28 protein-coding genes are annotated in these 21,519 nt (G+C 63.8%); 10 read left to right on the top strand and 18 right to left on the bottom strand.

From position 1 onward, the window contains the following. Positions 1-57: 57 nt before the first annotated feature. Genes dapF through B4383_RS01705 form a run of 4 tightly spaced genes read right to left on the bottom strand, consistent with a single transcriptional unit; the run spans position 58 to position 3,464 of the window. Positions 58-954 (bottom strand): diaminopimelate epimerase, encoded by an 897-nt coding sequence (dapF, locus tag B4383_RS01720; protein ID WP_078287701.1) that lies wholly within the window; start codon positions 952-954, stop codon positions 58-60. Then, positions 951-1,880, bottom strand: a complete 930-nt coding sequence (gene miaA / locus B4383_RS01715) for a tRNA (adenosine(37)-N6)-dimethylallyltransferase MiaA (RefSeq protein ID WP_078287700.1) — start codon at positions 1,878-1,880, stop codon at positions 951-953. Before miaA ends, dapF begins: the two co-directional genes overlap by 4 nt. Continuing rightward, a complete protein-coding gene (locus B4383_RS01710; RefSeq protein ID WP_078287699.1) occupies positions 1,880-2,551 on the bottom strand; it encodes a hypothetical protein in 672 nt (223 codons plus the stop codon). The genes miaA and B4383_RS01710 overlap by 1 nt, the downstream gene beginning before the upstream one ends. A 4-nt stretch (positions 2,552-2,555) precedes the next feature. Beyond that, positions 2,556-3,464, bottom strand: a complete 909-nt coding sequence (locus B4383_RS01705) for a DMT family transporter (RefSeq protein WP_078287698.1) — start codon at positions 3,462-3,464, stop codon at positions 2,556-2,558. 218 nt (positions 3,465-3,682) lie between these two features. Here B4383_RS01705 and B4383_RS01700 point away from each other — a divergent pair, with 218 nt between their 5' ends. After that, positions 3,683-4,945, top strand: a complete 1,263-nt coding sequence (locus tag B4383_RS01700; protein ID WP_217697786.1) for a DUF349 domain-containing protein — start codon at positions 3,683-3,685, stop codon at positions 4,943-4,945. A gap of 21 nt (positions 4,946-4,966) precedes the next feature. Here B4383_RS01700 and B4383_RS01695 read toward each other — a convergent pair whose 3' ends face one another. The 3 genes from B4383_RS01695 to B4383_RS01685 form a co-directional block, all read right to left on the bottom strand. Further along, positions 4,967-5,554 (bottom strand): hypothetical protein, encoded by a 588-nt coding sequence (locus tag B4383_RS01695; RefSeq protein WP_078287696.1) that lies wholly within the window; start codon positions 5,552-5,554, stop codon positions 4,967-4,969. After that, on the bottom strand, positions 5,551-7,077 hold the full coding sequence (miaB, locus tag B4383_RS01690) for a tRNA (N6-isopentenyl adenosine(37)-C2)-methylthiotransferase MiaB (protein WP_078287853.1): 1,527 nt from the start codon (positions 7,075-7,077) through the stop codon (positions 5,551-5,553). The genes B4383_RS01695 and miaB overlap by 4 nt, the downstream gene beginning before the upstream one ends. 70 nt (positions 7,078-7,147) lie before the next feature. Further along, positions 7,148-7,618: a hypothetical protein gene (locus B4383_RS01685; protein ID WP_078287695.1), complete on the bottom strand. Its 471-nt coding sequence runs from the start codon at positions 7,616-7,618 to the stop codon at positions 7,148-7,150. Positions 7,619-7,800: 182 nt separating this feature from the next. On the opposite strand from B4383_RS01685, the gene gluA reads away from it, so the two are divergent. Genes gluA through B4383_RS01665 form a run of 4 tightly spaced genes read left to right on the top strand, consistent with a single transcriptional unit; the run spans position 7,801 to position 11,166 of the window. Then, positions 7,801-8,529, top strand: a complete 729-nt coding sequence (gluA, locus tag B4383_RS01680; RefSeq protein WP_176138383.1) for a glutamate ABC transporter ATP-binding protein GluA — start codon at positions 7,801-7,803, stop codon at positions 8,527-8,529. Next, entirely contained in the window at positions 8,529-9,548 is a 1,020-nt protein-coding gene (locus B4383_RS01675) for a glutamate ABC transporter substrate-binding protein (RefSeq protein WP_078287693.1), read from the top strand. Before gluA ends, B4383_RS01675 begins: the two co-directional genes overlap by 1 nt. Beyond that, the gene (locus B4383_RS01670) at positions 9,545-10,228 is read left to right on the top strand and encodes an amino acid ABC transporter permease (RefSeq protein WP_078287692.1); all 684 of its coding nucleotides are present in this window, start codon (positions 9,545-9,547) and stop codon (positions 10,226-10,228) included. Before B4383_RS01675 ends, B4383_RS01670 begins: the two co-directional genes overlap by 4 nt. Next, complete coding sequence (locus tag B4383_RS01665) at positions 10,225-11,166, top strand: amino acid ABC transporter permease (RefSeq protein ID WP_078287691.1); 942 nt, start codon at positions 10,225-10,227, stop codon at positions 11,164-11,166. Before B4383_RS01670 ends, B4383_RS01665 begins: the two co-directional genes overlap by 4 nt. Here the strand turns inward: B4383_RS01665 and B4383_RS01660 are convergent, their stop codons facing one another. The 3 genes from B4383_RS01660 to B4383_RS01650 are packed head-to-tail and all read right to left on the bottom strand — an operon-like array spanning position 11,167 to position 12,983. Then, positions 11,167-11,619, bottom strand: a complete 453-nt coding sequence (locus B4383_RS01660; protein ID WP_078287852.1) for a nuclear transport factor 2 family protein — start codon at positions 11,617-11,619, stop codon at positions 11,167-11,169. A gap of 13 nt (positions 11,620-11,632) precedes the next feature. Continuing rightward, the gene (locus B4383_RS01655) at positions 11,633-12,520 is read right to left on the bottom strand and encodes a pyridoxamine 5'-phosphate oxidase family protein (RefSeq protein WP_078287690.1); all 888 of its coding nucleotides are present in this window, start codon (positions 12,518-12,520) and stop codon (positions 11,633-11,635) included. Between the two features lies 1 nt (position 12,521). Next, on the bottom strand, positions 12,522-12,983 hold the full coding sequence (locus tag B4383_RS01650) for a VOC family protein (RefSeq protein ID WP_078287689.1): 462 nt from the start codon (positions 12,981-12,983) through the stop codon (positions 12,522-12,524). A gap of 144 nt (positions 12,984-13,127) precedes the next feature. On the opposite strand from B4383_RS01650, the gene B4383_RS01645 reads away from it, so the two are divergent. After that, positions 13,128-13,646, top strand: a complete 519-nt coding sequence (locus B4383_RS01645; protein ID WP_078287688.1) for a CGNR zinc finger domain-containing protein — start codon at positions 13,128-13,130, stop codon at positions 13,644-13,646. Positions 13,647-13,740: 94 nt separating this feature from the next. After that, entirely contained in the window at positions 13,741-14,124 is a 384-nt protein-coding gene (locus B4383_RS01640) for a hypothetical protein (protein WP_078287687.1), read from the top strand. A 10-nt stretch (positions 14,125-14,134) separates the two neighbouring features. On the opposite strand, the gene recX is transcribed toward B4383_RS01640, so the two are convergent. The 4 genes from recX to B4383_RS01620 all read right to left on the bottom strand — a co-directional run bounded on the left by recX (position 14,135) and on the right by B4383_RS01620 (position 17,290). Next, complete coding sequence (gene recX / locus B4383_RS01635) at positions 14,135-14,737, bottom strand: recombination regulator RecX (protein WP_078287686.1); 603 nt, start codon at positions 14,735-14,737, stop codon at positions 14,135-14,137. Further along, positions 14,703-15,743, bottom strand: coding sequence for a recombinase RecA (gene recA, locus B4383_RS01630; RefSeq protein WP_078287851.1), 1,041 nt, complete (start codon positions 15,741-15,743; stop codon positions 14,703-14,705). Before recA ends, recX begins: the two co-directional genes overlap by 35 nt. A gap of 190 nt (positions 15,744-15,933) precedes the next feature. Beyond that, positions 15,934-16,128, bottom strand: a complete 195-nt coding sequence (locus B4383_RS01625; RefSeq protein ID WP_078287685.1) for a DUF3046 domain-containing protein — start codon at positions 16,126-16,128, stop codon at positions 15,934-15,936. A 4-nt stretch (positions 16,129-16,132) separates the two neighbouring features. Then, the gene (locus B4383_RS01620) at positions 16,133-17,290 is read right to left on the bottom strand and encodes a glycosyl transferase (protein ID WP_078287684.1); all 1,158 of its coding nucleotides are present in this window, start codon (positions 17,288-17,290) and stop codon (positions 16,133-16,135) included. A gap of 41 nt (positions 17,291-17,331) precedes the next feature. Between B4383_RS01620 and B4383_RS01615 the strand changes: the two genes are divergently transcribed. Both B4383_RS01615 and B4383_RS01610 read left to right on the top strand, forming a co-directional pair. After that, entirely contained in the window at positions 17,332-17,775 is a 444-nt protein-coding gene (locus B4383_RS01615) for a limonene-1,2-epoxide hydrolase family protein (protein WP_078287683.1), read from the top strand. A gap of 101 nt (positions 17,776-17,876) precedes the next feature. Continuing rightward, on the top strand, positions 17,877-18,311 hold the full coding sequence (locus B4383_RS01610) for a limonene-1,2-epoxide hydrolase family protein (protein WP_078287682.1): 435 nt from the start codon (positions 17,877-17,879) through the stop codon (positions 18,309-18,311). Positions 18,312-18,314: 3 nt separating this feature from the next. Here B4383_RS01610 and B4383_RS01605 read toward each other — a convergent pair whose 3' ends face one another. From B4383_RS01605 to clgR, 4 genes are all read right to left on the bottom strand, one after another. Next, positions 18,315-18,542, bottom strand: a complete 228-nt coding sequence (locus tag B4383_RS01605) for a hypothetical protein (protein WP_078287681.1) — start codon at positions 18,540-18,542, stop codon at positions 18,315-18,317. Between the two features lie 42 nt (positions 18,543-18,584). Beyond that, a complete protein-coding gene (locus B4383_RS01600) occupies positions 18,585-19,412 on the bottom strand; it encodes a hypothetical protein (protein ID WP_139360480.1) in 828 nt (275 codons plus the stop codon). Positions 19,413-19,523: 111 nt separating this feature from the next. Next, entirely contained in the window at positions 19,524-20,333 is an 810-nt protein-coding gene (pspA, locus tag B4383_RS01595; protein WP_078287679.1) for a phage shock protein PspA, read from the bottom strand. A 123-nt stretch (positions 20,334-20,456) separates the two neighbouring features. Continuing rightward, positions 20,457-20,807 carry a transcriptional regulator ClgR gene (gene clgR, locus B4383_RS01590; RefSeq protein WP_078287850.1) on the bottom strand — a complete coding sequence of 117 codons (351 nt, stop codon included), beginning with the start codon at positions 20,805-20,807 and terminating at the stop codon, positions 20,457-20,459. A gap of 225 nt (positions 20,808-21,032) precedes the next feature. On the opposite strand from clgR, the gene B4383_RS01585 reads away from it, so the two are divergent. After that, complete coding sequence (locus B4383_RS01585; protein ID WP_078287678.1) at positions 21,033-21,476, top strand: hypothetical protein; 444 nt, start codon at positions 21,033-21,035, stop codon at positions 21,474-21,476. Positions 21,477-21,519 lie beyond the last annotated feature (43 nt).

Genomic DNA, 21,519 nt, shown 5'->3' with positions numbered 1-21,519 from the left:
GCGAGTCGCTCATCGCGCACCGATGCTCCCACCTCTGGCTCATCGATCGCATCCCAATTATCCGCAGGCGCCAATGCCGCCCCACCATTCGTCGGAGATTTCGCCGTCGGCCAGCAGCATCGATGGCCCGCGCAGGAAGCTTGAGTCACCGGTGATCGTCACCCGAACCTGTCCACCGGGGATGTTGACCACGATCTCGCCGACCGACCGTCCCAGGTGCCGCAGTGCCGCATAGGCGGCCGCCACGGTTCCTGTTCCACAGGAACGCGTCTCGCCAACACCACGTTCGTGGACTCGCATCTGCACCGCACCGACCAGACCGTCGGTGCCGTTCACGGGGGCCGTCAGCACCTCGATGTTGACCCCGTCGGGAAAAAGCTCTTCGCCGAATTCCACCGGAGCACCCACGTCGAGCACGCGCAGATCCTCGGGCGTCAGATCGGCGTCCACGCAGGCCAGATGCGGATTACCCACATCGATGGCCAGACCGGAGAACCGCCGGCCGCCCACACTCGCCTCGCCCGCGCCGAACTCCTTCACCGGCCCCATGTCGACAGTCACGTCTGCCGCAAGCTGGCTCCAGGAATTGATCATCACCGGCCGGGGTCCGGCCAGCGATGCGACAACGAACTCGTCGCGGTGTTCCAGCCCTACCGACCGCAGATAGTGTGCGAACACCCGGACGCCGTTCCCACACATTTCGGCGATCGAACCGTCGGCATTGCGGTAGTCCATGAACCAGTCTTCGCTGCTCACACCGACGGGCGTCTCGGCCAGCACCCCACCCTCGAGGGCAGCGCCCACGGTGGTCACGCGCAGCACGCCATCGGCGCCAAGACCACGTTGCCGGTCGCACAACGCCTGGACGGCAGGCACCGACAGATCCCGTTTGATGTGGACGTCCGGCAGCACCACGAAGTCGTTCTGGGTGCCGTGGCCCTTGGTGAACTTCACGTATTCGAGGATAGGCGCCACCGCGACTCGATTTCGCCGCAGAGTCCGGCCGCGTCACCGTCGCTGCCCGCCAGCCACATGATGCGGTGATCGCGACCAAACCACGATCGCTGACGGCGCACATAGCGCCGGGTGCCGATGAATGTCAGTTCGCGCGCCTGTGCCAGGTCACCGGCGCCTCCCCCGGCATCCACCGCCGCGATCACCTGGGCGTATCCGATGGCCCTCGATGCGGTGACACCGTCACGCAACCCGACACCGAGCAGCTGCTCGACCTCCGTGACAAATCCTTGCTCGAACATCAGATCCGTGCGCAGCGCGATCCGTTCGTCGAGTTTCTCCGTCTCCCAGTCCAATCCCACGATCAACGTGTCCCACCGCGGAGAGCCGATAGTCGGCGCCGACGCGGCGAATGGCTGCCCGGTGAGTTCGATCACCTCCAGCGCTCGCACCGTGCGACGCCCGTCGGTCGGCAGAATGACCGCTGCCGCCGCCGGGTCGCGGGTGGCGAGTTCGGCATGCAACGCGGCGACTCCGATCTCCGCTAGCCGCTGCTCCCAGCGCGCACGCACCTGCGCATCCGTCGCGGGAAAAGTCCAATCATCAAGCAAGGATTGGATATACATCATCGACCCACCGACGATCACGGGCACATGTCTTCGCGCCTGGATGTCATCGATGACCGCAACAGCCTCCTGTTGATAGGTCGCGACGGTGGCCGTCTCGGTCACATCGAGCACATCGAGCATGTGGTGGGGAATGCCCCGGCGTTCTGCCTCCGGCACCTTGGCCGTACCGATATCCATACCGCGGTACAGCTGCATCGCGTCGGCGTTGACGATCTCGCCGCCCAGCCGCTCGGCAAGCTCCAGCGCGAGGGCCGACTTGCCGGTAGCGGTAGGGCCGATGACGGCGATGGGTCGCATCACGAGACCTGCCAGGTGCCCGCGAAGTACCCGACCCCGTACGGGGATCCTTGGTAAAGACACCGCGCCCGGACGTTGTCCGAACCCACCAATCCGGCAAGTGCCTGGTAGGCGGCGGCGCCCGTGATGACCTCCGATAGACCGCACAGTGCGGCCACATCCCCCTGCGCAAGCGCGTCGACAAGTCCCTGCTGCGCAGCCCCGGCCTCGGGCCGATAGCCCCCGGGCGCCTTGTCGGTGAGGGTGTTGGCACCGTCGGCGATGACGAGTACGCCCGGCGGCGTCGGCAACGCCTCGATCTCCTCGCGCAAGTTCCGACCGCAGGCGGCCCCGTCCACGCCGGAGACACCGACAAGTCGCACCTGTACCTGCGCGGCCGCCACATGTGCGCGTAGCCACCCGGCGATGAGCACCGGCAGCGGCAGTTCGGCGGCGGCGCCGGGACTCGACGAGAGCGAAACACGCACGTCAACGCCATATCCGGCGAATGTGCCCGACACCTCGCTGCCATAGCAGCCGTCCCCCGCCCCAATCACGATCCATCGAGTTGGCAGGCTTCGCACCGCCGAGATCGCGGCCGCACGCAGGTCGGCGGTTTCGCGGGCAGCATCACCGCCCAGCTCGGGCACCAGCAGCGGGGTCGACGGGCAGATCGCTATCGAGAGATCCACGATGCTAGGCGGCCTTCGGGGTAGGGGGCACAGCAATTCCGGACGCGTCGCCCGACACGGTATGCGCGGCCGCCTCGCTGCGCGCCAGTGCGACCGTCGCAGCAACCATGATCGCCACCGCGAACACGAGCGCCGCGGCACCAAAGGTGTTGGTGCGGAACGATTCACCCAGCACCATGATTCCCAGCAGGGAGGCGATTACGGGCTCGGTCACCGTCATGGTGGGCAGCGAAGCCACCAAAGTCCCGGCGTGGAAGGCGGACTGCTGGAGCGCCACCCCGGTGATACCCACGACCGCCAGCGCGTAACTTTCCGGATTGGTGAGCAGGCTGACGATGCCGTGATCGAGCGAGTCGACGACTCCCTTGGTGAGAACTGCCATGAGTCCCCACATCATCCCCGAGGCAACTGCCAGGAGCACCGCCCGGCGCGGTCCGGGCCGGCGGCGGGCACCCTCCACGCAGAGCAGCGTGATGGGTCCGATCACCGCGGCAACCAGCATCCACGACTGCGGTGTGGCGTGCGGTTGACCCGCCACCGGGTTGCCCACCGACACCACTACCGCGATCGCCCCGGCGAGCAGAATTGCCGATCCCCACTGGTATCTGGTGACCTTGCGCTTGGCCCATCGTGACTCGATGACCAGCGCGAACAGTAGTGAGGAGACCATGAGTGTCTGCACCAGGACCACCGAGCCCAGCCCCAGCGCAGCGGCCTGCAACCCGAAACCCACCAGGCTGATCAACGTCCCCAGCCACCACGGCCAGTGACGCAACAACGTGGTGATGGGTCCCAGTGCGCCGACGTCCTGCGCGGGGACGGCATACGCCGCGCGCTGGTGGATGACGTCGCCAAATGCGACGCACGCGGCGGCTCCGACGGCGAGTGCCGACGCGATATCCGCCTCGGACATCGCAGCCTCCTCGCGGAATCATCTGGCATATGTTCGCCCGTGCGGCGATGACACCTGTTTGAATGAACGGTGTAGTGAGCTTAGGGCGCCGTGTTGCGCGGCAACAATTGCAGGAAGAGGTTTCGATGCCGGATCAGTCACCACAACAAGAGAACGTTGCTCCCGCCCCCCAGCCCGGAGCTGCCCCCGTCCCCCGGCCGGGGCCGAAACCTCATCCGATGCCGCGACGTCCCGCGGCATCGGCGCCCGCTCCTGCGGCCCATCATGTTGATCCGCACAAGTTCGGCCGCGTGGACGACGACGGCAGCGTCTGGCTGATCACATCCGCCGGTGAACGTCAGATCGGGTCGTGGCAGGCCGGAGATGCCGACGCGGCGTACACGCATTTCGGCCGCCGGTTCGAAGACCTCGAGACGGAGATCCAGCTGCTGGAATTGCGGCTCGGCTCGGGTTCGGGCGACGCACGCAAGATCAAAACTGCCGCTGAGCACCTCGCAGAGACGCTGCCCACCGCGGCCGTCCTCGGCGATGTGGACTCGCTTTCGGCACGGCTGACGACGCTGCTGGAGTCCGCGGACGCCCAGGCCGCCGCGGCGCGCGTGCAGCGCGATGAGGCTCGTTCAGCGAGCATCTCCCGCAAGGAGGAACTCGCGGCCGAGGCCGAGGAGCTCGCGAGCAATTCCACGCAGTGGAAGGCCGCCGGTGACCGGATCCGGGTCATTCTGGACGAGTGGAAGTCGATCCACGGCGTAGACCGCAAGACCGACGATGCCCTATGGAAGCGGTACTCGACGGCACGCGAGACCTTCAACCGCAGGCGCGGCGCGCATTTCGCCGAAATGGATCGCGAACGCGCCGGCGCACGGGAGAAGAAGGAAGACCTGTGCAAGCAGGCCGAGGCACTCTCGGATTCCACCGACTGGGGTGCCACCTCGGGGGCATTCCGCAATCTGCTGAATGACTGGAAGGCCGCTGGCCGGGCTCCCCGGGAGACCGACGACAACCTGTGGCACCGCTTCAAGGCCGCTCAGGACAAGTTCTTCGCCGCCCGCAACGCCGAATCCGCTTCCCGCGATGCCGAATTCGTGGCCAACGCGGACGCCAAGCGCGCATTGCTGATCGAGGCCGAGAAGATCGATCCGGAGACCGATGTGGATGGCGCCCGCTCGGCGCTGCGGGCAATCGGCGACAAGTGGGATGCCATCGGGAAGGTGCCGCGTGAGCAGCAGACCGATCTGGAACGTCGGCTGCGCGCGGTAGAGAAGAAGGTGCGCGACGCCGGCGAATCCGGCTGGGGCGACCCCGAAGCGGAGGCACGTGCCGAGCAGTTCCGCGTTCGCGCGCGCCAGTTCGAGGAGCAGGCCGCCAAGGCGGAGGCCGCGGGCAAGGCCAAGGATGCCGAGAAGGCTCGTGCCAGCGCCAAGCAGTGGCAGGAATGGGCCGATGCGGCGGTGGCCGCGGTCAAGAGCCGGTCGCGCTAAGCGCTTTCCATGGCGAGGGCGTTACTTCTCGTCTTCCCCGAAGGCGTCGTCGAGGAAGGTGCGCTGATCGCGCTTGGCGGCCTCACGCCGCTGCTGCTCGGCCGCCAGCTGTACCGAGGTACGTGACCACACCACACGCGCCCAGTGGAAGGTCAACAGAATGACGGCGATCCAGGCAACCACCAAACCGATGCCCGGACCGGGATGTCCGGCTCCGGCAGTTTGACGGGTCCAAATAGCGAACATGCCAATCACACTGGCGACGAACGAACCCGCCAGTGCGATCCAGGACAGCACCCATCGGCGGGTCAGTAGAGCCAGCATGGAAAAACCGACACCGAAGACCATCGCGAGCCACACGAAGATCCGGGACGGCACCCGCACAGATTCCTGATCCGCTATCGCTGCGTTGAGCAGAACGTCGAATCCCCTGGCATGTCCGGTGTGCGGCAGTACGAACGTGAGTAGCAGCGCGAAGACCAGAACCGCCACCACGAGGGCGCGGGCGCCCGGATCGATCTCCCCAGCGACCTTCTTCTCGGCCGCGTCGATGTCCCTGCGGAACTCCTCGAACTCGGCGTCTTCTTTTCCGGATTCCGCGTCACTCATAGCCCGCACCCTGCAACCTCAATCTGCTCTGCCGCCTTCGGGGCTCCGATTGCCGGCATGCCCAAGCCAATTCCCGACGTAGACGGCTTCTTGCCGGTTTCGTGTGCATCACCGGCCCGGGTGCGCCGGTGACTGCGTACTCCCCCGTCGGCAATGAGGTGATGCGGTGCCGCACCGGTGACGTCGACGGTGATGACATCGCCGGGACGCAACTCCCCGTCCAGCTGTCCTTGCGGCCGGAAATGCACCAAACGGCCGTCACGAGCGCGCCCGCTCATGCGTGCGGTCTCGCCGTCCTTGCGGCCTTCCCCGGTGGCGATCAGTACCTCGATCTGTCGACCGATCTGCTTCTGATTCTCTCCCAGCGTGACGGACTCCTGCAGCACGATGAGCCGGTCATAGCGTTCCTGCACAACGGCTTTCGGCAGCTGGTCAGGAAGCTCAGCCGCCGGAGTGCCCGGCCGGATCGAGTACTGGAAGGTGAACGCGCTGGAAAAGCGTGCGCGACGCACAACCTCAAGTGTCTGCTCGAAGTCCTCTTCGGTTTCGCCGGGGAATCCGACGATGATGTCGGTGGTGATAGCGGCGTCCGGCATGACCGCACGTACCTTGTCGATGATCGACAGGAAGCGCTCGGACCGGTACGACCGGCGCATCGCCTTGAGGATGCGATCAGAACCGGATTGCAGCGGCATATGCAGCTGGGGGCACACATTCGGGGTCTGCGCCATGGCTTCGATGACGTCATCGGTGAATTCAGCCGGGTGCGGGGAGGTGAATCGCACCCGTTCCAGTCCCTCGATGCGGCCGCAGGCGCGCAGCAGATCGGCGAAAGCGCCACGATCGCGGGCAATGTCAGGATCGGCGAAGTTGATGCCGTAGGCGTTGACGTTCTGACCGAGCAGCGTCACCTCCAGCACACCCTGGTCCACCAGCGCCTGTACCTCGGCGAGGATGTCACCGGGACGACGATCGATCTCCTTGCCCCGCAGGGAGGGAACGATACAAAAAGTGCAGGTGTTGTTGCAGCCCACCGAGATCGACACCCAGGCCGCGTAGGCCGATTCGCGGGTCGCCGGCAGTGCCGACGGAAAGTGTTCGAGGGCCTCGACGATCTCGACCTGGGCCTCGTTGTTGTGACGCGCACGCTCCAGCAGCGTGGGCAGCGATCCGATGTTGTGTGTACCGAAGACGACGTCGACCCACGGCGCCTTCTTGAGCATGCCCTCGCGGTCCTTTTGGGCCAGACAGCCACCGACGGCGATCTGCATGTTCGGATTGGCGGCCTTGCGCGGCGCGAGGTGGCTGATGTTTCCGTACAGCTTGTTATCGGCGTTCTCACGCACCGCGCAGGTGTTGAAGATGACGATGTCGGCGTCGCTGCCGTCGGGGGCCTTGACGTATCCGGCCGCATCCAGGAGGCCCGACACCCGCTCGGAGTCGTGCACATTCATCTGGCAGCCGTAGGTGCGGACCTGGTACGTCCGGACCGCCGATTGATCGGAAGCCACGGTACTGGTCACCGACTTATGGTACGTGCCCGCGCTCAGCTGGTTTCCGTCGCCGACGGGCGACCTTTCTTGCACTGTTCTTTCATCGCGCCTCACGCTCCGGCACATGCCAGCCCTGCCACCAGTCATCGATGCTGCAGACGGCGTTCACGCCTATCCACATCCACCAGCCAGCCCACATCCACGATTCGGGAAGCGTGGGATCGGCGAATGCTTCGAAAACAGAGAGCACCACGACGGTCGCGATCAGCGCGGTGACGACCGCGAATGAGATATCTCGCCGCGGCCCAGGCCGCTCGAGAATCTCGCTGTCTCGCAGATGTCGCCCCGCAGCGACGGTCACCTGCCCAGATGGGGTGACCAAACGCATTAGCGAGCTAGGCAGCAGAAACAACCCGCAAACCAGCCCAAAACTTGCCATGACCCAGGCTCCGGTAGTTGCCCCATTGTTCACCGCAACCGCAAAAGATGCGATGAACAGAACAGATGTAATAACTCGTGCGAACGCCTTGATTCGCGGGCCTTCAACAGAAGGCCGCCGTCGCGTCCACATGGCCCCAGTATTACAGATGTTTGCTGAGGCCTGCCACACGAGCTGCCGGAACGCGGGACGCCCAATTCGCGGACCCATGCGTTCCACGCTGCGAATGTGTGGGGAACCCGTATTGTCTGACCATGCCGGTGAGCACCGACACCTCAACGAGCGGGGAAAACGCCCCCGCAACAAGCAGCCCGATGATCTCCCTTGAGCATGTCGACAAGCATTTCGGCGACCTGCACGTTCTCCGGGACATCACCCTCGAAATCCCCCGTGGCCAGGTAGTTGTCGTCCTCGGGCCCTCCGGCTCGGGCAAGTCGACACTGTGTCGCACCATCAACCGTCTCGAACCCATCGACACCGGCACCATCCGGATCGATGGCAAAGCACTCCCCGAGGAGGGGCGCGCGCTGGCCAACCTGCGCGCCGAAGTGGGGATGGTTTTCCAGTCCTTCAACCTCTTCTCACACAAGACAATTCTCGACAATGTGACGCTCGCGCCGATGAAGGTTCGTAAGAAGGACAAGGAGTCCGCGCGCAAGCACGCGACCGAACTACTTGAACGCGTCGGGATCGCCAGTCAGAAGGACAAATACCCGGCGCAACTATCCGGCGGGCAGCAACAGCGCGTCGCGATCGCGCGATCGTTGGCCATGGGACCCAAGGTCATGCTCTTCGATGAGCCCACCTCCGCGCTGGACCCCGAAATGGTCAATGAGGTTCTCGACGTCATGGTGTCGCTGGCCAAAGAGGGCATGACCATGCTGGTGGTCACCCATGAGATGGGATTCGCCCGCAAGGCCGCCGACCGAATCATCTTTATGGCCGACGGCGCCATCATCGAGGACACGGACCCGGAGAGCTTTTTCACCACCCCGAAGTCCGAACGCGCCAAGGACTTCCTCGGAAAGATCCTCGGGCATTGATGAACCGCTTGCGCGAAAAAGCTCAAGCACTGATGCGACGGCACACCACGCTGGTGGCGGCTGTGGCCCTGGTAGCCACCCTGATCAGTTCCTGCGGCAGTACCGAGCCACGTCAACTACTCGAATCGATCCGCAGCGGCACCGTCATCCTCGGCACCAAATTCGATCAGCCCGGGGTGGGCCTGCAGCACCCCGACAAGAAGATGAGCGGATTCGACGTCAAGATCTCCGAGTACGTCGTCAACGCCATTGCCGACGAACTCGGTGTCGCACACCCGACCATCCGCTGGTACGAGACACCGTCTGCACAGCGCGAACAACTCATCGACAACGGCACCGTGGACATGATCGCCGGCAGCTACTCGGTCAACTACAGCCGAGCTCAGAAGGTGTCCTTCGCCGGCCCGTATCTCATTACCTACCAAGGGCTTCTGGTTCGCAAGGCGGATGACTCGCTGACCACATTGGATGACTTGAACCGGGGTAAGAAGCTGTGTTCGGTATCGGGCTCGACGCCCGCGCAGAACGTGAAGAATCTGCTGGCCGGCACCCAGCTGCAAGAGTTCGACTCATATTCCTCCTGTGTGGAGGCGCTGCGGCGGGGCAAAGTCGACGCCCTCACCACCGACGAGACGATCCTGGCTGGATACGCCAAGCGCTACGAGGGCGAGTTCAAGCTGATTCAGATGAACTACGAGCTGAGCAAGCCGCTGTGTATCGGAAAACCCAAGAAGCAGAAGAAGAACGGCGACCCGTTCTCCCGGGAGGTCTACGGGATCGGTCTCGCGAAGGGTGATACCGCCGCCATCGAAGCCATCGACCGGGCACTCGACAAGATGATCGCCAGCGGAACCTGGGATGCCGATCTGCGGGACGCACTCGGTAACAGCACGATCGATAATTGGGAGAATCGTGCCAAGGGCGGCACCTACGGTCTGCTGCCCGATCCCTCACTGGCCGCGATAGAGAAGATCACCGGCGTCAAGCCCGTCGCCGACAAGGCGTGTGAGGCCGCATGAACGCGCTGTGGGCGAACATGGGGCCGCAGCTGTGGCCGGCGTTCTGGACCACCCTCAAGCTGACATTCTTCTCGGCCGTGGGCGCTCTGGTGTGGGGCACGCTCCTGGCGGAATGTCGGGTCTCGCCCGTGCCGATCATGCGGATCTTCGGCACCTGGTACGTCAACCTGATCCGGAACACCCCGCTGACCCTGATCATTTTGTTCTGTTCGGTGGGGCTGTACCAGAATCTCGGAATCGCGCTGGCACCCGAGAACTCCAACTTCATCAGAAACAACAACTTCTGGCTATCGGTTCTCGGGTTCTCCTTGTACACAGCAACTTTCGTGTGCGAGACATTGCGCTCCGGGTTCAACACCGTCCCCCTAGGGCAGGCCGAGGCAGCCCGGTCCCTCGGAATGCCGTTCTGGAGGGTCTTGACGCTCATCGTGCTACCGCAGGCCATGCGGGCGGTCCTGGCCCCCATGGGCAGCGTGCTGATCGCGCTGGTGAAGAACACGTCGATCGCCTCGGCGATCGGGGTCGCCGAGGCCGCCCTGCTGATGCGATCGGAGATCGAGTTGTTCGCCGACCAGATTGTCTGGATCTTTCTCATCATCGCGGCGGGCTACATGGTGATCACGCTGACGATCGGGTTGACCTTCGGATACTTCGCAAAGCGGTTGGCGGTGAAGCGATGACCGGCAGCGCCACCGTCATGTATGACGCGCCTGGCCCAAAGGCCCGCGCGGTCAATCGGATTATCGCCGTCGCGTTCACGGTCCTCGTCGGCGCGGCTGCGGCCTGGGTGATCTGGACCCTCGTCGCCAACGAACAGCTCACTGCCGAAAAGTGGTCGCCCTTCCTGCGTCTGGACACATGGACGACGTACATCCTGCCGGGGCTGTTCGGCACCATCACCGCCGCGGCGTTGTCGATCGTCTTCGCGCTGATTCTCGGTGCGGTACTCGGCATCGGCCGGCTTTCCGAACACCGCGCGGTGCGCTGGATTTCGAGTACTCTCGTCGAATTCTTCCGCGCGATCCCCGTGCTGATCTTGATGGTGTTCTCGTACTACCTGTACGGGCAGCAGGCCATTTTCCCGTCCGAGTATCTGGCATTCGCCGCCGTGGTGACGGGACTGTCGCTGTACAACGGCTCAGTCATCGCCGAGATCCTGCGTTCGGGCATTCAGTCGCTACCCAAGGGGCAGTCCGAGGCCGCGGTGGCGTTGGGCATGCGCAAGTCGCAGATGATGCGGCTGATCCTGCTCCCCCAATCGATTGCCGCGATGCTGCCCGCGCTCATCTCTCAGATGGTCATCGCGCTGAAGGACTCTGCGCTGGGCTATGCATTCGGCTACATCGAGGTGGTGCGTTCGGGCATCCGCTCGGCGTCGTATTACGGAAACTATCTGCCCGCGCTCGTCGTGGTCGCGGTCATCATGATCCTCATCAACTTCGCGCTGTCCTCGCTGGCCACCAACATCGAACGTCAGCTGCGGGAAGGGCGCAAGAAGAAGAGCCTCTTGGAGGTTCCGCACGCACAGCCTGAACCGGGGCTGGTCACCAAAGATCTCCTCGAGACGCGTGGCGTGGATCCCGCCCACAAGGACTTACGCCAGGACTACGGCGAGTAGTCACCGGATGGGCAGTGGCGACTCGTCGCCGGCCGGGCGGGGACCGAAGATGCTGCGTTCCTCTTCGGCGATCTGTGTGTCGTTGATGCTGGCTTCGCGCCGTGACATCAGCCCTTCCGCGGTGAACTCCCACAGTTCGTTGCCGTAGCTGCGCCACCACTGCCCGGCCTCGTCGTGCCACTCGTATTGGAAGCGCACCGCCATCCGGTTCTCCCGGAACCCCCACAGCTCCTTGCGCAGCGCGTACCCGTTCTCCTTGGCCCACTTGCGGGTTAAGAAGGCGACGATTTCAGCGCGTCCGCTGATGAACTCGTCGCGGTTTCGCCATACCGAATCTTCGGTATAGGCAGCGGCGACCGTCTCAGGATCGCGCGTGTTCCAGGCATTCTCGGCGGCCCGCACCTTCGCGCGGGCAGAATCGATGTCGAAGGGCGGCAGCGGTGGGCGCATGATGTGTCTTTTCTTGTCAGAGAGGCGGATTGGCGGGCGAAGGTTCAGCTTCACCCCACCGTAGAGGGCTGGCATTAACAGTCTCGACGACCTCGTCGATGGTGAAGTCGACGGAACATTGCGCACCCGGGGCGAAGGTAGCCTGATCCCAGTTAAGGCGCGCGGTCCCCGAGAGTTGCAGAGTCGATCCGGTGTGCCAATTCGGGATCAGCAGACCGCACCGGGGATCGACATGCAGGTTCCCCAGTGTCATGAACATCGAGTTGCCCAGGTAGTCGGGCCACCGTAGTTCGTTCGGTGAAAGCACCCGCAGGAAACCGGAATTCCCGCCGCGATGCGATGCGTCGGCATTGCCTTCGCCATCGGCGGTGCCAATGATGAAGGTGTCCGTTGTCGCGACCGTCTGCTGCTGTTCGTCGTTCAGAGCGGTCGCGTGGCGCGGCGTCCCGGGCAGTCCGGGCCCAATCCCGGAGACGTCGCGCCGTGCAATGTACTTGGGGCAGTTGGAATACACCTGATCGGTGGAGACACTCAGGCCGTGTCCGGACGGCACCGCAGTGCCGTTGACCCGCATCCGGCGCCGCCGTTGTGGTTGCAACGCGATCATGCCGATCTTGCGTTCCGATTGCAGTGGTTCGGCCAGTGGATCGTCCGGCACCGGCAGACCATCAATCATGATGGTGCGGGCGTCGGTGGCATGCGCAAACCCCGGCGGCCCGACGATCTGGCTCGCCCACATCCGGCCACGGTCGTCCCGGGCCGACACGAACACCAGCGGTTGGGCGGCAAGAAAGGCCGCCGCGACCTCTGGTATCTGCGCCGAGATGATCCGTCCGACTCGAATGGCACTGTCGGACTGCCCCATTTGATGCTGAACCGCGAGCTCGCCGGGGTGGTAGGTCATCTCAGAAAAACCCGCACGTGGGCGCCTCGCCCGCCGGCGCCTCGTGTTGCTCGACGCCCGTTGCCGCGAACACCTCGAGACGGATTCCGTCGGGATCGGTGAAGAAGATCCCGCCCGATGATGCCCCTTCCCGGTGTGCCACGACGCCGTCGTGCGCGAAAACCGTTGACAGTTCCTTGAGAACCGACTCCACGTCCTGCACCTCCTGCACGGAATCCACTTGGAAGGACAAATGGTGCAAGCCCGGTGTGGCCGCTGAGAATTCCCCGCTGCTCTGCTCCCAGAGGGTGAGCACGGGGGTCCCATCGAATCCGAGGAACGCGAATCGCTGTGCGCCGTCGGCGCTCGCCACAAGCTGGTCGAATCCGAACGCTCGCCGGTAAAACGCCACCGACCGCGCCAGATCGCTGACGTTAAGTCCGATATGCCCGGTGATGATGCGGGGTGTGATGGCAGTGCCCATGAACAATCCTTCCTAACCGATAAATTCTTCTTACTGGTTAGACCATAGACATGGCGAACACGCCCCGTCAACCATCTATCTGAGTTTTATCGGTTAGAATTCATATGACACGCTACCCCGGAAAGGAGGCGATAACCTCAGGCCATGTCCGATCCACGCCCCCATCTCGGCGAACCGCTCGCACTGGATCTGTTGAACACCCGGTGGATGAGTGGCGATGGACCGCAGGATCTGCTCACCACTCCCGCGGGCCTACGAATCTGGTTGCACACCAACAGTCTTCAGGATCGATGTGCGACCGATGAGAAGACCCGAGAGGCGCTACTCCTCGCGCGTGATGCCATCTACCGCGCGGTAAAGGATTCCGATATCGACGAGATCAACGCCGTGCTGTCCCACGGCGCGATCCGCCGCTCACTGACTGCTGACGGGCCGGTCGACATCGCCGAGGTTCCCGACTCACATTGGCTTCCCGGCTGGCTCGCCGCCGACAACCTACTCGCCCTACTGACCGAATCTCCCGATCGGATCAAACAGTGCGCGCACCCGCAGTGCGTGTTGTTCTTCTACGACACATCAAAGAACGGGGCTCGCCGGTGGCATTCCATGTCGACCTGCGGAAACAGGGCAAAAGCCGCGCGACACTACGCGAAGAACACGTGATCAACCTTCACAGCTGCATCACAGGACTGATTCTTACTCAACTATCACAATCGAAGTATTACGTAACAGGTATCACTTCGTTACCATAGCTCCCATGCGAAACATCGTATTGACCGTTGGCGTGTCTGCCGTTTTCGGAGCGGCGTGCGCGGGCGCAGCACTCACGGGTGCGCCGGTGGCCTACGGAGCTCCGTTGAACTTCGATTGCCTGCAGGTCGCGACGCCGGTCGGAATGAATCTCACCTGCGTGAACCCGACTCCGTTCACCATGGACGCACACTTCAAGGGGAACTGCGGTCCGCTTCCCATGCTCAACGAGGACACCGAGATCGGGCCATTCAAGACAATCTCTCGCCAAGTACCGTGCCTGCCGGGTGTGCAGTCGCCGACGGCCGAAGCATCGATGAGCATGAGGTCCAACGCGCCGGACGAGGGCGACCCGCCGCCCAATCCCCCGGCCCGCCCATTCGGCCTGTAGGCCGCTTCAGTCAGCCGACGTTGCGTCGGTCCTGTTCGGAAGCAAGGGCGTTCTTCACCACGTCATAGGCCATGGACTGGCCGTATCCGCGACGCGCAAGCATGGCCACCAAGCGCCGTGCGGCCTTGATCCCACCGTCATCGAGATTTTCTGACCGGAGCTTCTTGGCGACAAGCTCTGCCGCGCGCGACCGCTCGGCATCACTGTCGATCTGGGCGAGCGCTGCGGCCGCATTCTCTGCCGACACTCCCTTGGTCCGAAGTTCTGCGGCCAAGGCACGCTTACCTTTTCCGGCGTAGGTATGCCGGGACTGCACCCATTGAGCGGCGAAATCGGCATCGTCGATCAGTCCGGCGACGGCCAACCGTTCCATGATTCGATCGGAAACCTCATCGGGGTACCCGCGCCGAGCCAGCCTTTCGGTCAGCTCGGCGCGGGTACGCGCTCGACTTGTCAACAGGCGAAGGCAATATGACCACGCCTGCTCGTCCCGCGAATCAACCGGTTCACGCGTCGGGGCTTCGGGTACCGACGCGACCCGGGATCGCAGTTCGTCTAAGGATTCCCTGGAAGGGGAATCAGAAATCGACTGGGGCCGGGACAACTTCGTCATCGGTCAGCACCGCTCCGATACCGAGCTTCTCCTTGATCTTCTTCTCGATCTCGTTGGCGACATCGGCGTTCTCCAACAGGAAGTTGCGGGCGTTCTCCTTGCCCTGGCCCAATTGCTCACCCTCATAGGTGAACCAGGAACCGGACTTGCGGACGAAACCATGTTCCACGCCCATATCGATAAGCGACCCCTCCTTGGAGATGCCCTTGCCGTAGAGGATGTCGAACTCAGCCTGCTTGAACGGCGGCGACACCTTGTTCTTGACCACCTTGACACGAGTGCGGTTACCCACCGCATCGGTACCGTCTTTGAGAGTCTCGATACGACGCACATCAAGGCGAATCGATGAGTAGAACTTCAAAGCCTTACCACCCGTGGTGGTTTCGGGCGAACCGAACATCACGCCGATCTTCTCGCGGAGCTGGTTGATGAAGATCGCGGTGGTACCCGAGTTGCTGAGCGCACCGGTCATCTTGCGCAGGGCCTGACTCATCAGGCGAGCCTGCAGACCGACATGGCTGTCGCCCATCTCGCCCTCAATTTCGGCGCGAGGCACCAGAGCAGCCACGGAGTCAATGACGATGAGGGAGATGGCACCGGAACGCACCAGCATGTCGGCGATTTCCAGAGCCTGTTCACCGGTATCCGGCTGGGATACCAGCAGCGAGTCGGTGTCGACACCGAGCTTCTTGGCGTATTCCGGGTCGAGCGCATGCTCGGCGTCGATGAACGCGGCGATACCGCCGGCGGCTTGCGCGTTGGCCACCGCATGCAGCGCCACCGTGGTCTTACCCGAGGATTCCGGTCCATAGATCTCGACCACACGACCACGGGGCAAGCCGCCAATACCGAGCGCCACATCCAGCGCGATGGATCCGGTCGGGATCACGGAGATGGGCTGACGTACCTCGTCGCCCAGCCGCATGACCGAGCCCTTGCCGAAGTTCTTGTCGATTTGTGCGAGCGCGAGCTCGAGAGCCTTCTCGCGATCCGGTGCCTGCGCCATGGTGTTCTCCATTTCGTCTTGGTGTTCGAAGATCGGTCCGATTCGGGTTGCCGATCGGTTGAGGTGGACGCTAACCGACCCCACCGACAAGCGATCTACCTGCGCGGACCGTTCGTTCGACTGCAGTAAGACTAAGGCGAACATCTGTTCGAATCAAGCAGGCGCGCCGGTGCGGCGTGTCACCACGCCATCACCACTGATCGCGCGGGACATCGAAATCGACGCATAGCGCGCGCCACACGTCACGGGGTTCTGCCCCCTCTTCGACGGCCTGCGCCGCGGTGCGTCCACCAAGAGCAGTCAGTACATGGTCGGCCAATACCGACGAGCCGTAGGCCCCACCGAACCGATCGGTGACACGCTCATGAAATTCCGTCAGACGCACACGGTCACTTTAGGGCCGCCAGCGCGTCCTGGCACACCCGTACCGGATCCTCCACGTCGACGGCGCCGGCAGCAGCCCGGCGAGCGGCCTCGACATAGCGCCGCTCCCCCAAAATACGACCAACGGCTCCGGTCAGTGAATCCCGGCTGAGTGGACGGACCAACTCGGCACTACCTTGCCGCACAACACGATTCGCCAGCTCCCACTGATCGCCGCCACCGGGAACCACCACCACCGGCACCCCTGCCAGCAGCGCCTTACTTAAAAACCCGTGCCCCCCACCACAAATGGCGAGATCCGCCCCGGCCAGCAACAAGTCCTGACGCGCCAACCCGGCAACCGCCCACGGCGGCAACCCCGATGCGGCCGGATCCAGCGCGGAGACAACCACGCGCGCGCCCGCCGACTCCAACGCTTGTAGCGCCAGTTCAGTCATCCCCGCGGCCCCGGTGAAAGCCGTCGACGGTGCGATCACAACAACCGGGCCCGAACCCGAGGGCGGCTGCAGCACAACGTCTGTGGGCTCCCAGTGCAGCGGCCCCACCAGCACGGCCTCATCCGGCCAGTCTGGACGGGGTACCTCCAGCGCCGGCAGTGTCGCGATCAACCGTCGGACAGGCCCGGGATCTTTGGCGGACAATCCAATGCCGACCCGCGCCTGGGAACGCTGACTCAGCCCCTCGTTGATCGATTTCTGGGTCAGCTTGCGCATCAGTACATCGCGCAACCGGCCACGCAACCCCACCCCGGGAGCCAGACCACTTCCCAATGGCGGCAAAGCTTTTGACGGAAGATATAGCGGATGCGGATTGAGCTCCACCCACGGCACGCCGAGCAGTTCGGCGGCCATGCCGCCGCAGGCGGTGATGACATCGGAGACGATCAGGTCCGGTGAAAGCTCACGCAGCTGATCGACATTGGCCGCCGCCATGTATGCGGCGCGCTGATGGATCTTGGTGCCAGAGTCCAAGTCGTCATCCCCGGCACGCGGCTGCAATCCGAGTAGCTCGGCCGATTCCACACCGGCCGAACGGGCCTGGTCGAGCCAGCGTGTTCCCGTCAGCAGTACCGGATCGTGGCCGGCAGCGGCGAATTTGAGGCATAGCGCGATCGCGGGAAAGGCGTGCCCGGGATCGGGACCAGCGACCACGGCGACACGCACCGCCCTACCCTGCCACAGCGATTCGGACTACCTTGAAACGCATGACCTACAGCACGCTGGAACTGGCCGCTCTCACCCCGGCACAGACCGTCACCCGCTTCCTGGAAGCCGCTCAAAACGGTGACACCGAGTTTGCAGAAAGTGTCCTGGACGAGAATCTCGTCTACCAGAACGTGGGCCTGCCGACGATCCATGGACGTAGAGCCGCGTTGAAGGTGTTCGAGCCGCTCAAGCGCCCGGGGTTCGGTTTCGAGGTGCAGATCCATCGCACCACCACCAATGGGAACACCGTGATGAATGAACGTCACGATGCCATCGTGCTCGGTCCGCTGCGCCTGCAGTTCTGGGTCTGCGGGGTCTTCGAGGTCTCCGACCTGGGCACCATCACCCTGTGGCGCGACTACTTCGACATGTTCGACATGTTCAAGGCCACGCTGCGAGGGTTGGTAGGCATCCCATTCCCCGCCATGCGGCCAAGTTTCTGACCGCTAGGCGGCCTACGAATCGGTCCAACCGGACTTGGGCTGCACCCCGATATCTGGCCGCACCCCTTCTCTGATCCGCGATGCGTGTCTACCGTTGCCCCATGACGGACACGCTCGCCACCACCGCCTCCATCGACATCGTCGAGGGATTCTGGGACGCCATGCGCCGCAGCGACCTCGCGGCCCTCGATGCACTGCTCGACGACGCCGTGCGCTGGGAAAATGTGGGTCTGCCCACGGTCAGCGGGCGCACCACGGTGCTGCGGGCCTTGTCCTTGCTGAATCTGCCGGGCGCCGGTTTTGACGTCAAGATCCACCGGATCACCGCCAAAGGCAACACCGTGATGACCGAGCGCACCGATGTCGTCATCGTAGGCCCGCTGCATATCGCGTTCTGGGTGTGCGGTGTCACCGAGCTTTCCGACGATGGCAAGGTCACGCTCTGGCGTGACTACGCCGACGTCTGGAACCTCACCAAGGGCCTCGCCCGCGGCATCGTCGGGACCGTGATCCCCGCCCTGCGCCCGAAACTCTGAGCCTCATCGCAACGGAGTCTTATCGGCATCCGTCACCGCTCGGTACAGCATCACGCCGCCGAGAATCAGCACACCGACCACCAATATCGGGACCAAGAGCTTGAAGATGGCGCCCACCACAAGGAATGCCAGCCATACGACCAGCAGCACGCCAATGATCTTCCACAACACAGGTACCCACCGTTCTCTCGACTTGCTGCGATAGAGCAAGCCTGGCAGGGCAATGAGCACCTGAGGAACCCCGGAACTCGAAGATCAGGGAAAGATCGGGGATTACCCTGACAGCTGGCCGAGCTCGTCGAGTGCGCCCGCCCACCCGGTGAGACGATCGGTGGCCGATACCAGGTCATCGAAGAGCGGCCCGCGCGACATCGGCGATGCCAGGACCGCCCCGCCGTTTGCGGCAGACACCAACTGTGCTGCCGCGGTGACCAACTCGTTGTACTGCCGCACACCCGTGTCAAGCTGCGCGGTGAACGCCTTGATGGTCGGTTGCAGATACTCCCGGGTGTGGGGTGCCTCGACCGCGGCCCGCTCCATGGACACCACTTCTTTGGCCGTCGCGGCCATCACATACGCAGCCTGGTTGGCTGCCGCAAGAATCTGTCGCCCCTCGCTGTCCGGAATCATGTTGCCGCGCTCCACCACTCCGAGCAGAGAGAACAGCCCACGCTCGGCGGCATCCAGGGCGGCCATGGGTGGACGGGAGGCCGAACCCACCGGCGGCAGCCGCCGCTCGACCCCGGGGCGCGGGGGCGGCAACGGCTCAGCCTTGAGGAAGCGGTACCGCACAAACAGATATGTCGCGGGAATGGCACAGCCGGCTGTGAGCAGCGCCGGAATGATCAGCAGCCAGGGCGGCGCACCGGTGGTCGCGAGCACCGTGGTGACCAGCAGGCCTGCCGCACAGGCCAGCGCCCAGCGGATACTCCAGCGCTTGGCCCGCAGCCGCTTCCGCAGCAGCTTCTCGCGTTTGTCGGACATCGCGCGCATACGGTGGGCGAGTTCCTCACCGAGATCATTGACGTTGGTGAGCACGCGGCGCAGCAGCTGGTCCCAGCCTCCTTGGACCGCGGCGCGGCGGGGCTGCGGGGGTGTCATGTTCACATTGTGCCCGAAAATTTCGCGCCCGCCGAGTACGAATGCCCATGCCAAAAATCCGCCGAGTGCGAGCGACAGCGCTCACACTCGGCGGATTGAAGAGAAGAAAAGCTACTGCTGGCCCAACGGATTGGCCGGGTTGGCCTGCTCTGTCGCCGTCGCGGGGGCCGGTGTCGCGGTGCCACCGGCGGGAAGGGCCTCGCCCTTCATGGAGGCGCGGATCTGCTCCAGGCGCGAATGCCCGGCCATCTGCACGCTGGCCTGCTGTACCTCGATCATGCGGCCCTGCACCGAGTTCTGCGCCAGTTCCGCCGAGCCCAGAGCGTTGGCGTAGCGGCGCTCGATCTTGTCGCGCACCTCGTCGAGGCTCGGGGTGTTACCGGGGGCAGCCAGCTCGCTCATCGACCGCAGCGAGGCGGACACCTGTTCCTGCATCTTGGCCTGCTCCAGTTGGCTCAGCAGCTTGGTCCGCTCGGCGATGCGCTGCTGCAGCATCATCGCGTTCTGCTCGACGGCCTTCTTGGCCTGCGCCGCGGCGGCGAGCGCCTGATCGTGCAGCGCCTTGAGATCTTCGACGCTCTGCTCCGCGGTGACCAGCTGGGCCGCGAAGGCCTCGGCGGCGTTGTTGTATTCAGTCGCCTTCGCCGCATCACCCGAGCCGGTGGCCTGGTCGGCCAGGGTCAGCGCCTGACGAACGTTGACCTGAAGTTTCTCGACGTCAGCGAGCTGACGGTTGAGTCGCATCTCGAGCTGACGCTGATTTCCGATCACCGAGGCAGCCTGCTGCGAGAGCGCCTGGTGGTTCCGCTGGGCCTCCTCGATGGCCTGCTGAATCTGTACCTTCGGGTCTGCGTTCTCGTCGATCTTCGCGTTGAACAGTGCCATCAGGTACTTCCACGCCTTGACGAACGGGTTAGCCATGAGATCGATCCGCTTTCTGTCGCAGTCGTCACTATCTAGGAGTGCGTGGGTCCCAACTTATCGGTTGCACGCCGATCCACACACCCCCTACCGGGGCGCAAAACAATGCGCCCGCCACAGTAGTTAGGCGGCCGCCATTGCGCGAACCTGTGGAATGACCACTTTGGTGGCAACATCGATCCCGCTGAGCGAGCGGGATGCCGACGTCACTGCGGGCTGCGGAGCCGCAACGGGCGCCTCACGACGGGCCAGTCTCTCGCTGACCTCGGATAACACCGCCGAAAGCGGGACCTCGAGCGCTCCGCAGATCGCGGACAGCAGCTCACTGGAGGCCTCCTTGCGACCGCGTTCCACCTCGGACAGGTATCCGAGACTGACGCGCGCAGAGTCTGACACCTCACGCAAGGTCCTCCCCTGCCCGGATCGAGCGCTCCGCAGGGTGTCGCCGATGGCCTCTCGAAGCAACAGCGCCATGTCCTTCTCCTTTGCGTCCTGAACGTCGGCGTCCATACCGCGTAGTAGTTGAGTCTGCCTTGCTCAACGTTGCCGCGCACGCGGAGGTTCCCGGAAGTTCGGGTGACAGACACCTCAGTCCGATCTCGCTTCCGGCGGAATTAATCGTTCGATGGATAGACAATTCAGCTGATTGGGCGTTGTAGTGGTGTACCTCGGCTTGTCCCAGCTGACGAGAGGACTTTCGTGGCAGAGATCGTGTGGCATTTTGAGCACCCCCGGATGGCCGTATGGGAGGCGACACTCAATGCCGACCGATGGCCACTGCGCACAGATGGTTTCAGCCCCGTCGAGGGCGCCATATTCACCAGCGGGCCCTTTCCGGCACTTGGCGGCGAGTATCTCGGCAGGCTCGACTGCAATGTGTCAACGCTGCGTCCCCATGAGCTCTGCGTGTTCGATGTTTCAGTACCCAGGCACACCGGATCACCGTCGCAGTGGGAAATCCACACCGAATGGTCCGATCACGCGGGGGGCACGCAGGCCATCACCAAGATCCGCGGTGCCCGTCCCGATAGCGACAGCGACCGTCTCCTCATGGACATGCTCGGCTCGGTGATCCGCTGGATGTACGGCCACATCGACGAAGACCTCGGGGAGCCGACGGCTGCGCCATCCAACAAGCGATAGACGACGACACCACGACGACGCGGGGACCTGCTCGCCCAGCACC

The sequence above is a fragment of the Mycobacterium sp. D16R24 genome (assembly GCF_002013385.1).
Taxonomy (GTDB): Bacteria; Actinomycetota; Actinomycetes; order Mycobacteriales; family Mycobacteriaceae; genus Mycobacterium.
The sequence above is the reverse complement of the archived record's forward strand: the minus strand, read 5'-3'. Positions and strand labels throughout refer to the sequence as shown.